An 11,684-nucleotide genomic window follows, 5' to 3' on the forward strand; every position below is an offset into this window, starting at 1 on the left:
AAATGAAATTAGTGCATTTTTTAAACTTGATTAGGTGGAAAAATTTGTTACTAATTACCTATGTGTTTTTTTTAGTTAAATTTTTATTATTTCCAAGTTTAAATACTGCTTCTAACCTAACTACTGTTCAATTCCTGTTGTTTTGGTCTGCCATTATATTTATAACAGCTGCTGGCTACATAATTAATGATATCAATGATGTTAATACAGACATCATAAATAAACCAGACGCTATTATTGTTAGTAAATTTATATCGGTTAAAAAAGTCAAAAACTTGTATGTTTTTATAAATAGTATAGGTGTTTTTTTAGGAATTATTTTTTCTTTAAATATTAAAAAGCCTTCCTTTATCTTTATTTTTATGGGAACTTCTCTCCTATTAAATTGGTATTCTAAATATTTAAAATCAAAACCATTTATTGGAAATTTTCTAATAGCTTTTTTAGTGGCGTTTAGTATGCTTTTAATTGCTATTTTAGATATAAATTATCAAATAGAAAATATTAATCAATACATTACAATTATAATTATATATGCGCTTTCAACATTTTCCTTTTTTATTAATTTAATACGAGAATTAGTTAAAGATCTAGAAGATATAAAAGGGGATTATAAATTAAATATGAGAACTTTACCAATTATTTTTGGTGTACAAAGAATTCTAAAAGCAGTTTCTATATTAACATTAATACCCATTTTTTTACTATTACTTATTATTCTAAATTTAGATATTCATTATTTAGTTTTAACCATTTATCTATCAGCAACTTGTCTTGTTCCGTTAATTTATATTTCATTTAAGTTATGGAAACTAAAATCCTATAAAAAAACACATAAAATAAGTGTGTTTCTAAAAATAATTATGTTTCTAGGAATTAACTCAATTATAATTATATCCTTAATAAAATAAAAATGTTAGCAAATAAACTTAAAGATTATAAAATAGTACTAGCCTCATCTTCTCCTAGAAGACAGGAGATATTCAAAGAATTAAATATTCCTTTTACTGTAAAAGTAAAACATGTAAATGAACATTATCCTTCAAATTTAAAAGGTATGGCTATTACCAATTATTTAGCAAAATTAAAAGCAAAACCTTTTGAAAATGAATTAAATACTAATGAAATTGTTATAACTGCAGATACTATTGTTTGGCTAAATAATAATTCCTTAGAAAAACCAAAAAATGAAGAAGATGCAGTTAAAATGTTGAGTTTATTATCAGGCAAAATGCATGAAGTAATAACTTCAGTTTGTATTAAAACTATAAATTCAGAAAAAACATTTTCCTCAATCACTAAGGTTTATTTTAAAGAATTATCGGAAAACGAAATAAATTATTATGTAGAAAAATATCATCCCCTTGATAAAGCTGGAGCATATGGTATTCAAGAATGGATTGGTTTTATTGGAGTTACTAAATTAGAAGGTAGTTATTTTAATGTTATGGGATTGCCAATTGATAAACTTTATGAAGAATTAATTAATTTTTAGTTTGTTAGTTTTAAATAGCTTAATTTTGACCGATTTTTAATAAATATATACATGAAAAAATATACGTTTACAGAAAAAAAAGATACGCGATCAGGTTTTGGAGCAGGATTAGCAGAATTAGGAGAAACAAATGAAAATGTTGTTGCACTTTGTGCCGATTTGGTAGGCTCACTAAAAATGGAAAAATTTATTGAAAATCATCCAAATAGGTTTTTTCAAGTAGGTATTGCTGAAGCAAATATGATGGGTATTGCAGCCGGATTAACTATTGGCGGAAAAATTCCTTTTACAGGTACTTTTGCAAACTTTTCTACTGGAAGAGTTTATGATCAAATTAGACAATCTATTGCATACTCTGGAAAAAATGTAAAAATATGTGCTTCACATGCCGGATTAACTTTAGGCGAAGATGGCGCTACACATCAAATTTTAGAAGACATTGGTTTAATGAAAATGCTTCCAGGAATGACCGTAATTAATACTTGTGATTATAATCAAACTAAAGCTGCTACATTGGCTATTGCAGAACATGTTGGTCCTGTTTATTTAAGATTTGGAAGACCAAAAGTTCCTGTTTTTATGCCTGAAAGTGAAAAATTTGAAATTGGAAAAGCTATCCAATTGACAGAAGGTAATGATGTTACTATTGTAGCAACAGGGCATTTAGTTTGGGAAGCATTACAAGCTTCAGAAATTCTTGAAAAATCAGGAATTAGTGCAGAAGTTATTAATATTCATACCATTAAGCCATTAGATAAAGATACTATTTTAAAATCCGTTGCTAAAACTGGTTGTATTGTAACTGCTGAAGAGCATAATAAATTTGGAGGTTTAGGAGAAAGTGTTGCTAGAGTTTTAGCAGAACAAAATCCTGTTCCACAAGAATTTGTAGCTGTAAATGATAGTTTTGGAGAATCTGGAACTCCTGCTGAATTAATGGAAAAATATGGATTAAATGATAAAGCCATTACTAAAGCCGTTAATAAAGTTATAAAAAGAAAATAATTCAGCTATCTTTTCGTTTAACATAAGTAATCTAAAAATAAAATTTATGAAAAAAAGAATTGTACTAAGTTTATTTGCCTTTTTAGGAATCATTTATTTCACTTCAGCACAAAGTGGCTATGGTATTAAAGCCGGAATAAGTTATAACTCAAATGGAAAATTTACGCAGATAATTAGTGATACAGGAACAAACTTAATTGACAACAAAGGAAAAGGAAAATCAGGTTTTAATGTTGGTTTTTATGGTAAATTAGATCTTGGAGCTATTTATATTAGACCCGAACTTGTTTATACAAAAACCACAAGTGAGTATGAATTAAATTCTCAAACTAATGATTATAAACTCTCAAAACTAGACGTCCCTGTTTTAGTTGGTTTTAAAGTAATAGGTCCTTTAAATGTATTTGCAGGTCCAGCTTTTCAATATGTTTTAAAAAACGATTTCAAAGGTTTAAATTATGAAAATATTAAAAATAATTTTACTGTTGGATTAAATATTGGAGCCTCGATTGAACTTGGTAAATTAGGATTAGATATTAGATACGAAAGAGGTTTAAGTAAAAATGAAGCAGAATTTAAGGAACTTATTTTAGGAGGAACAATTCCTACATATAGGTTAGATACTAGACCTGAACAAATTATTTTCAGTTTATCTTATAGACTATCCAATACAAATAAACATTAAAAATAAAATTAATTTAATGATAGAAGGCTCCCAATAATGGAGCCTTTCTTATTTATAAATATAATAACTTTACTACATAATATCATTTTATTTTATATATTTATTTTTTATAAAACAAAACCCCAACCAAAAATGATAAAGAAAACCCTACTATTTGTTTTTTATATTTTAACTATTTATACTGTTAAAAGTCAAGAAATTAACATTGGACTTAAAGGCGGTATAAATTATAATAACATCGGTGATTTATTTCATTTAGGAACTGCATCTGGAGGCGGCTTAAATGTAACACCTATTGATGATTATAATTATAAAGCCAACGGTAAAATTGGTTTAACTTTTGGACTATTTGCTAAAATTAACTTTAACAAATTTTACATTCAAACAGAAATTAACACTACAAAATTAAATAATAGTTATCCTTTAGCTTTAAAAACCTCCAATTGGAAAGCTAAAACTATAAATATTCCCCTGCTTTTTGGATATCGATTTTTTAGACCTGCTTCTATATATTTAGGAGCAAATTACAAAATGAATAATGAAATAGTTCTTGAAGGAGTAGAATCCCCTATTCTTTTCGAAAAATCTGTAATAGGAATTAATGCTGGTTTTCAGTTAGATTTTGATTTAGCTATTGTAGACCTTCGTTATACCTATGGAATTACCCAAGAAAAATCTCAACGTGTAGATATTGTTAGAGCAACTTATGGTACTAATGTTGCTTATTTAGACTCCTACAATCCAAGCCAAATAGAATTAACTATTAGCATTCCACTTATTTCTTTTAATAAACCTGAAAGAAGAAGATCAAAAACTAAGTGGCATGCACACAATTGTTTATACTAAAAAAAAGCTTCTCGATTGAGAAGCTTTTTTTTAACTGTCAGCGTCTAAATAATTTGGAATTCCATCTCCATCTGTATCATCATTTAAAGGATTTCCATCTCCATTTGCGTCTTCATCTTTTGTTAGAATACCATCATTATCATCATCTACATCTAAATAATTTGCAACTCCATCACCATCTGTATCGTCATTACTTAAATCCCCATCTCCATTAACATCTTCATTTTTGGATAAAATAGTGTCATTATCATGGTCAGATTCATTAACTGCATTCAATGTGATTTGAAAAATTAAAGGAGAATTTGTAGGTATTACGGATTGGGCTATATTTCCATACCCTAATCCAGATGGCATAAAAATAATACCTTTACCTGAGTTCTCATAATAAAATGATTCATCAGGGTTAATTACTTTAGTACCTCCCTTGAAATTTTCCATTCCATAAGCAAACCCGGTTGCACCACCTGAATATAAAATACTTGTTAAATCAAACCATATAGATTTTTTAGAATCAAATACCGTGCTATCAGTTAACATTCCTGTATAATCAACAAAAACAGAGTCTATTTTTTCCGCGGCATCTCCTACTCCCTCTGTTTCTTTTAAATAATATAATTTATAATTAATATCATCTTTAGTAATATTTTCAGTTTCAACTTGGTCCATTAATGGTGTTTCTCCATTAGTTATCGTCCAAATACCCCCATCTGCATCATTCAAATAATGTGTTTGTAAATATTCTACAAGAGTAGCATCATCATCAATTGCCTGTTGGGCAGCATCAAAAGTTGAAGTAGTATTATTACTTTTATTACATGAAAAAATAAATAACCCTAATGCAATTATTATAAGTAAATTTTTAAAATTCATTCGTTCTAATTTTTAGAGGTCGCAAGATACTATTTTCCTATCTTTGACGAAAGATAAAAGTAAAATTTTAACTTTATTATATGAGAATTGATAAATACTTATGGTGCATTAGATATTATAAAACCAGAAATATTGCTACTGAAGCTTGTAAAAAAGGGCATGTTAAAATAAATAATACTTCAACCAAACCATCCAAATTAGTATTTAATGGTGATAAATTAACTATCCGGAAAAACCAGATGAATTATCAGATAGAAGTGTTAGATATTCCTACAAATCGTGTTGGTGCAAAATTAGTAGACATCTACAGAAAAGATATTACTCCTAAAGAAGAGTTTGATAAAGTAGAATTACTGAAATACTCAAAAGATTATTATAGAAAAAAAGGAGTTGGAAGACCAACAAAAAAAGACAGAAGAGATATAGAAGATTATACAAATGAAGATTAATTTAAAAAACAAGAAAGCACTAGTTGGCGGAAGTACTCAAGGATTAGGAAAAGCTATTGCTTTACAATTAGCTAAATGCGGCGCTGAAGTGACTTTAATGGCTCGTAATAAAGAGAAACTTGAAAAAGTTAAGTCAGAATTAAACATAAATAACTACCAAAATCATAAAATTTTAGTAGTAGATTTTACAGATTTCGATTCTTATAAAAACATAATTACTAATTATTTTAAATTAAATACCGTAGATATTTTAATTAATAATACTAATGGACCAAAAGGAGGCAATGTATTTGAAAAGAATATAGATGAATATCAACAAGCATTCGATTTATTATTTAAATCGGTAGTTTTTACAACCATGTTAGCTATTGATAATATGAAAAAGAAAAACTTCGGCAGAATTATTAATGCAACATCTTTAACTGTAAAAGAACCTTTGGAACATTTAGTTTTATCAAATTCTATAAGAGCAGCAGTAACTACTTGGGCTAAAACACTTTCAAATAGTGTTGCGGCTAATGGTATTACGGTAAACAATATTTTAACTGGCCTTTTTGATACAGAACGAATTAAAGAATTAAATGCTTTACAAGCGAAATCTAAAGGAATTACTTCTGATTCAATTTTAAAATCATTAACGGATTCCGTTCCTATGAAAAGATTAGGAAAACCAGAAGAATTTGGTTATTTAGTTAGTTTTTTAGCTTCTGAATATGCATCGTACATCACCGGAACTAATTTGCCTATTGATGGAGGCTTAATTAAATCGCTTTAAAATGAAATCAAGATTTGATAAAACTTATTGGGAAAACAAATACCTCAATAATAAAACTGGTTGGGATATTGGGTATATCTCCACTCCTATTAAAGAATACACAAATCAGTTAAAAAATAAAAACATAAGTATATTAATTCCTGGTGCCGGAAATGGTCATGAAGTAGAATATTTATATCATCAAGGATTCAAAAATATAACTGTAATTGATATAGCAGAAATTCCGTTAAAAAACTTAGCAGAAAAAATTCCAGATTTTCCAAAAGAAAATTTAATTAATCAAGATTTTTTTGACCATAATAATACTTATGATTTAATTATTGAACAAACTTTCTTTTGTGCTTTAGATCCTCATTTTAGAAGTAATTATGTAACTAAAATGAAAAGCTTATTAAAAAAAGGTGGAAAATTAGTAGGGTTATTATTTGATTTTGAATTAACTAATGAAGGACCTCCGTTTGGAGGATCGAAAGATGAATACTTGACATTATTTTCTAAGTTATTTAACATAAAAACTTTAGAAAAAAGTCATAATTCTATAAAACCAAGAAAAGAAAGAGAATTCTTTTTTATCTTTGAACGAAAATAATTTTTCTATGCAACAATCCATAATTTTAACCAACGAGCAAATTCAAAACAAAACCAAAAGAATTGCATATCAAATTTATGAAGCTAATTGGAATGAAAAAGAAATTGTTGTAGCTGGCATTCATGGAAATGGATATATTTTCGCAACAAATATTGCCAATATAATTGAAAACATTTCTTCTATTAAAGTTATTTTAGTTGAGGTTTTAATGGATAAAAAAAAGCCTATAAAACCTATAAACACTGATGTAAGTGAAGACTTATATAAAAATAAAGCTCTAATTTTAGTTGATGATGTTTTAAACTCCGGAACTACTTTAATGTATGGAGTAAAACATTTTTTAGAGGTTCCTTTAAAACGATTTAACACCGCCGTTTTGGTTAATAGAAATCATAAAAAATATCCTGTAAAAGCCGATTTTAAAGGAATTTCACTTTCAACTTCTATGAAAGAACATGTTTCTATAGTTTTTGAAAAAGATAAAGCTTTTGCTGTTTTAGACTAACTGCCTAATTTCAGTAACTATTTCATCTATAGTTTTATCGTTAACATCAACCGTAAAATTGGATTGTTCGTAAAAAGACCTTCTTTCAAATAAATGTTTAGCAATAAACTCTTCTAATTTATTTTTTGGTATTTCAGAAACTATTGGTCGTTGTTCACTTTCATGTAACAACCTATTATAAATTACGTTAATAGAAGCTTTTAAATATATGGATATTGCAGAGCTTTTAATCTCCTTCAAATTATTTCCATAACAAGGAGTTCCTCCTCCAGTAGATATAATGTAGTTTTTATCTACTTTTAATAATTGATCTAAATACAAACTTTCTACTTTTCTAAAATAAATCTCTCCTTTTTTTGAAAATATATTGGCAATAGACATTTTTTCTTGATTTTCAATATATGCATCCAAATCCACAAAATCAATATTCATTTTTGATGAAAGCAATTTTCCTACTACAGATTTTCCACTAGCCATATAACCAATTAAAACTATTTTCATAAAAATTTACTTTAAAAATAACGATAACAAATATCGTTTAAAAAACTATAATAAAAAACTTGCAATCTAAAGATTAGATAGTATATTTGCACTCGCAATAATGAGGTACATTATTGACCTGGTAGCTCAGTTGGTAGAGCACCTCCCTTTTAAGGAGGTGGTCCTGGGTTCGAGCCCCAGCCAGGTCACAAAAAAGTTAAGTTTAAACGCTTAACTTTTTTTATTTAAATTAGTTATTAAATAGCACATATGGCGGAATTGGTAGACGCGCTGCCTTGAGGGGGCAGTGAACAATTGTTCGTGCAGGTTCGACTCCTGTTATGTGCACGAGGTTAGCTAAATAAAAAAGGCTTCAAAATAAAACTTTGAAGCCTTTTTTATAATCCTTTTTTATTATTTTACGATTAATCGCTTGGTAATTGAAAGTCCATTATTTGTAGAAATATTTACAAAATACACACCACTTTCAATATTAGTTAATTGTAAATTTTTCTCAAAAAACTCACTTTTCACATTTTTAAAATTCAATACTTTAACCAATCTTCCTTGAAGATTCATTATTTTTACCTGAACATTAACAATAGCATCTTCAATATCAATTTCAGCTTTTAAAACGCTATTAGTTACTGCAGGGTTAGGATAAATTCCCATATCTTCAATCTCTGGTAAATTATTACTAACAGATGAAATTTGCTTTTTAGCAATCGTTTTAATATTATTTTTTGCAGCTGCTACAACTCCTGAACTTGCTGTTACTATAACATTATCTATATAAATTTCATCTGAATTAGAGCTTGCATCGCATTGAAACCTAAATTGTGCATCCACAGGGAAATTATAGGTAGCTGAAGATATATTTATGGTTTCAGCAGTAAAAGTATCATTAGTAAAATCAACACCACTTACAAAAGCTTTCACTGTTTTCCAATATCCACCATCAAAATATTGAAGCCAAAAATCTTCGTTAGCTTCCATGCTATAACTATAAAAATTAAATTTAATTTCTAAGTTATCATATGCAGAAACATCATATGAGCTAGAAGTCATTGCCGATTGAGTTCCAGAATTATCTCTAATTCGTATAGAATAATTACCATCAAATGATTTAGCGCTATTAATTCTATAACAATCCGTACCTCCATCAATCCAGCCATCCCAACCAGTTTCAAAAGAATTGGAGAAAAGTACATTTGTATTTTGAGTTCCTCCTGTAATTGAATGCGTTCCCAAACCATCAAAAGTATCCATTGGAAAAGAATCCCATTCACTAACTGTATATGTTGTATTTGGGGAAACTATTGTGCTTTTTCTACGTAAAGTAACATCTTTTGCAAAATTAGCTGTGCCTCCATTAAAAGGGCCTACAATATCAATTAAAACTCCATTTTTAAACAAACCAACAGGATCATTACCGTTAAAAAGCATTGCATCAGCACTAGAAGTTAAATTAGATACATTTAAAATAGATACTGATGAAGAACTATTAGCAATTACAAATACATCATTGTTAACTAGCGTACCAGATAAAGGTAATGCTGTTCCCCAAGTTGTACCTCCATTAACATTTCTTTTTAATGTATATACCGATAAATCAACCGAACTTCCAGTATAATTTGCTATTTCAATAGCCTTGTTATTACTACTACCTTCAACATATTCTGAAATAAACAGTTCAGTAGAACTTCCTCCTCCACCTGAGTTAGATAAAGTAGTAAATGTAGCTGTATTACTTACCGTTGAAATATTCCCAGCTGCATCTTTTGCATAAACTGAAAAATTATATGTAGTATTTTGAGTAAGCCCAGTTGCAGTATAGGTATTAGTAGCTAATGAGGCTAAATAAACATTATCTTTATAAATATCATAAGAAGTAACCGCTACATTATCCGTAGATACTATCCATGTTAAATCTGCTGTTGTGCTAGTTATATTAGAAGCTGTTAAGTTTGTTGGTGCTGTAGGTGCTTGTGTATCAATTGTGGTAACTGTTAAAGGGGTACTTGTAGTCGAAACATTTCCTGCAGCATCTTTTGCTGTTATTGTAAAACTATAAGATGTTCCAACAGCTAAATTTGTTAAACTATATGAATTAGTTGAAGATGAGGCTAAATAAGCTCCATCTTTATAAATATCATATGAAGTAACCGCCACATTATCTGTAGACACTGTCCAATATAAATCTGCAGTAGTACTGGTTATATTTGAGGCTGTTAAGTTTGTTGGTGTTGTAGGCGCTTGTGTATCTTGTGTTCCTCCTGTAATTGAATGATTCCCTAATCCATCAAAAGTATCTGTTGGATAAGAATCCCATTCATTAACTGTATAAGTTATATTTGGTGAAACTATTGTGTTTTTTCTTCTTAAAGTTACATCTTTTGCAAAATTAGCTGTACCTCCATTAAAGGTGCCAATAATATCAACTAAAATACCATTTTTAAACAATCCAACTGCATCATTACCATTAAAAGATAATTCGGTTCCCGAACTTAAAATATTAGCTAAAGATGTTATTGCAGTTACTGCATTACTATTTGCAGCAACAAAAACACTTCCCGATGTTAATTGACCACTTAATACTAACCCACTTGACCAAGCTCCCGCTCCATTGGATTGTTTTTTGATAGTATATTGCGATAAATCAACTGAATTTCCAGTAAAGTTTGCAATTTCAATGGCTTTATTATAAGAAGATCCTTCAATATATTCTGAAATGAATAGTTCAGTAGAACTTCCTCCTCCACCTCCAGTACCTGCTAAAGTAGTAAACATAGCTGTATTACTTACTGTTGAAGTATTTCCAGTTGCATCTTTTGCGTAAACTGTAAAATTATATGTAGTATTTTGAGTAAGCCCAGTTACAATATAGGTATTTGAAGTAGAAGTAGCAAAATAATTACCATCTTTATAAATATCATAAGAAGTAACCGCTACATTATCCGTAGATATTGTCCAATTTAAATCTGCAGTTGTGCTGGTTATATTTGAGGCTGTTAAGTTTGTTGGTGTTGTAGGCGCTTGTGTGTCTGCTACAGTGTTCCATCTATCTTCAGCCGTAGGACCTCCCCAAATTTTGGTAGCTAAATAAGGGTTGTCAATAAAAGGATTTCTGTTTCCTTGTCCATATGTATTATTTGCATCACTTAAATATGCATTTCTATTATCTTCTTCCTGTGACACAGGGTCCTCTGCATTCCACTGAAGTAATAGATCAATCATATTAGAATCAACGGCATTTGTTGATCCAATAGCAACTCCTGATGGTAAACATTGGTTTCCATAGCGTAAATACATATACATCATCATACGAGCAATATCTCCTTTCCATTCATCCCCTGGATACCAACCTCCATTGGAATCGCCTGCATTACCTGTTCCTGCAGCAAACTTTTTACTACTTCTTTGAGAGTTAAAGCTAACATCTGCAGCTCTTAAATGATGCGCGTCAGAACCAGGTCCTGAGGTACCTAAATTTGGGTTTCCTAGTGATTTTGCATAAGTATGCTCTCTATTCCAATCTGTTCCTGCAGTTCCTCCATTTGCAGTTTTGCTTCTAGTTCTATCTGTGACATAATTACCATCAGTATCACTATATCCATAAATTAGAAGGACTTTGGAATTAGTTGGATCTGCTGGATCTAAATCTGTAATTTTTAATGCTTCCCAGACATCCGCATAAGATAAATAGTGTGTATGGGTATTAATAATTTTTGTTGCTAAATTATCTCGTAGTTGTAATCCATTAGCTGTTAAATCAACATCGTTATAGTAAGCTTGTTGACTAAAGCTTATTGAAGTTATAAATAAAAATAAGAGTAATAGTTTTTTCATATAAGGGGTTTTGAGTTAATAAAATATTTTTTTTAAAGATAATTTTAATTTTTAAAAAATTATTTGAGCTAATTTTAATTGCAGGCTGGTTATTAACATTTTTTTATCCATCTATTTTAAAATAAGGAACTAACTG

At 29.1% G+C, this 11,684-nt stretch carries 12 protein-coding genes and 2 tRNA genes; 11 read left to right on the forward strand and 3 right to left on the reverse strand.

Going from position 1 to position 11,684, the window contains the following annotated elements:
- The first annotated feature begins 2 nt into the window (after window positions 1-2).
- The 5 genes from R3342_RS01040 (at window position 3) to R3342_RS01060 (ending at window position 4,031) form a co-directional block, all read left to right on the forward strand.
- Window positions 3-911, forward strand: a complete 909-nt coding sequence (locus R3342_RS01040) for a geranylgeranylglycerol-phosphate geranylgeranyltransferase (RefSeq protein ID WP_318937773.1) — start codon at window positions 3-5, stop codon at window positions 909-911.
- A 2-nt stretch (window positions 912-913) separates the two neighbouring features.
- The gene (locus R3342_RS01045; RefSeq protein ID WP_318937774.1) at window positions 914-1,495 is read left to right on the forward strand and encodes a Maf-like protein; all 582 of its coding nucleotides are present in this window, start codon (window positions 914-916) and stop codon (window positions 1,493-1,495) included.
- A 51-nt stretch (window positions 1,496-1,546) separates the two neighbouring features.
- Window positions 1,547-2,500 carry a transketolase family protein gene (locus R3342_RS01050; RefSeq protein ID WP_318937775.1) on the forward strand — a complete coding sequence of 318 codons (954 nt, stop codon included), beginning with the start codon at window positions 1,547-1,549 and terminating at the stop codon, window positions 2,498-2,500.
- A gap of 46 nt (window positions 2,501-2,546) precedes the next feature.
- A complete protein-coding gene (locus tag R3342_RS01055; RefSeq protein ID WP_318937776.1) occupies window positions 2,547-3,185 on the forward strand; it encodes an outer membrane beta-barrel protein in 639 nt (212 codons plus the stop codon).
- A 132-nt stretch (window positions 3,186-3,317) separates the two neighbouring features.
- Window positions 3,318-4,031, forward strand: a complete 714-nt coding sequence (locus R3342_RS01060) for an outer membrane beta-barrel protein (protein ID WP_318937778.1) — start codon at window positions 3,318-3,320, stop codon at window positions 4,029-4,031.
- 30 nt (window positions 4,032-4,061) lie between these two features.
- Here R3342_RS01060 and R3342_RS01065 read toward each other — a convergent pair whose 3' ends face one another.
- Entirely contained in the window at window positions 4,062-4,901 is an 840-nt protein-coding gene (locus R3342_RS01065; protein ID WP_318937780.1) for an FKBP-type peptidyl-prolyl cis-trans isomerase, read from the reverse strand.
- Window positions 4,902-4,981: 80 nt separating this feature from the next.
- Between R3342_RS01065 and R3342_RS01070 the strand changes: the two genes are divergently transcribed.
- Genes R3342_RS01070 through R3342_RS01085 form a run of 4 tightly spaced genes read left to right on the forward strand, consistent with a single transcriptional unit; the run spans window position 4,982 to window position 7,219 of the window.
- Window positions 4,982-5,350 carry an RNA-binding S4 domain-containing protein gene (locus R3342_RS01070; protein WP_318937781.1) on the forward strand — a complete coding sequence of 123 codons (369 nt, stop codon included), beginning with the start codon at window positions 4,982-4,984 and terminating at the stop codon, window positions 5,348-5,350.
- Window positions 5,340-6,125, forward strand: a complete 786-nt coding sequence (locus tag R3342_RS01075; RefSeq protein WP_318937783.1) for an SDR family oxidoreductase — start codon at window positions 5,340-5,342, stop codon at window positions 6,123-6,125. Before R3342_RS01070 ends, R3342_RS01075 begins: the two co-directional genes overlap by 11 nt.
- A 1-nt stretch (window position 6,126) precedes the next feature.
- On the forward strand, window positions 6,127-6,714 hold the full coding sequence (locus tag R3342_RS01080) for a methyltransferase domain-containing protein (protein WP_318937785.1): 588 nt from the start codon (window positions 6,127-6,129) through the stop codon (window positions 6,712-6,714).
- Between the two features lie 7 nt (window positions 6,715-6,721).
- Entirely contained in the window at window positions 6,722-7,219 is a 498-nt protein-coding gene (locus R3342_RS01085) for a phosphoribosyltransferase family protein (RefSeq protein WP_318937786.1), read from the forward strand.
- On the opposite strand, the gene R3342_RS01090 is transcribed toward R3342_RS01085, so the two are convergent.
- Entirely contained in the window at window positions 7,211-7,720 is a 510-nt protein-coding gene (locus tag R3342_RS01090; RefSeq protein WP_318937788.1) for a shikimate kinase, read from the reverse strand. The genes R3342_RS01085 and R3342_RS01090 overlap by 9 nt on opposite strands.
- 115 nt (window positions 7,721-7,835) lie before the next feature.
- On the opposite strand from R3342_RS01090, the gene R3342_RS01095 reads away from it, so the two are divergent.
- Together R3342_RS01095 and R3342_RS01100 are read left to right on the forward strand one after the other, a co-directional pair.
- A tRNA-Lys gene (locus R3342_RS01095) sits at window positions 7,836-7,908 on the forward strand.
- 55 nt (window positions 7,909-7,963) lie between these two features.
- Window positions 7,964-8,047, forward strand: a tRNA-Leu gene (locus R3342_RS01100).
- A gap of 66 nt (window positions 8,048-8,113) precedes the next feature.
- Here the strand turns inward: R3342_RS01100 and R3342_RS01105 are convergent.
- The gene (locus R3342_RS01105) at window positions 8,114-11,548 is read right to left on the reverse strand and encodes an endonuclease (protein ID WP_318937790.1); all 3,435 of its coding nucleotides are present in this window, start codon (window positions 11,546-11,548) and stop codon (window positions 8,114-8,116) included.
- Between the last annotated feature and the right edge of the window lie 136 nt (window positions 11,549-11,684).

Origin of the sequence: Lutibacter sp. (assembly GCF_033723435.1) — a bacterium.
Taxonomy (GTDB): Bacteria; Bacteroidota; Bacteroidia; order Flavobacteriales; family Flavobacteriaceae; genus Lutibacter.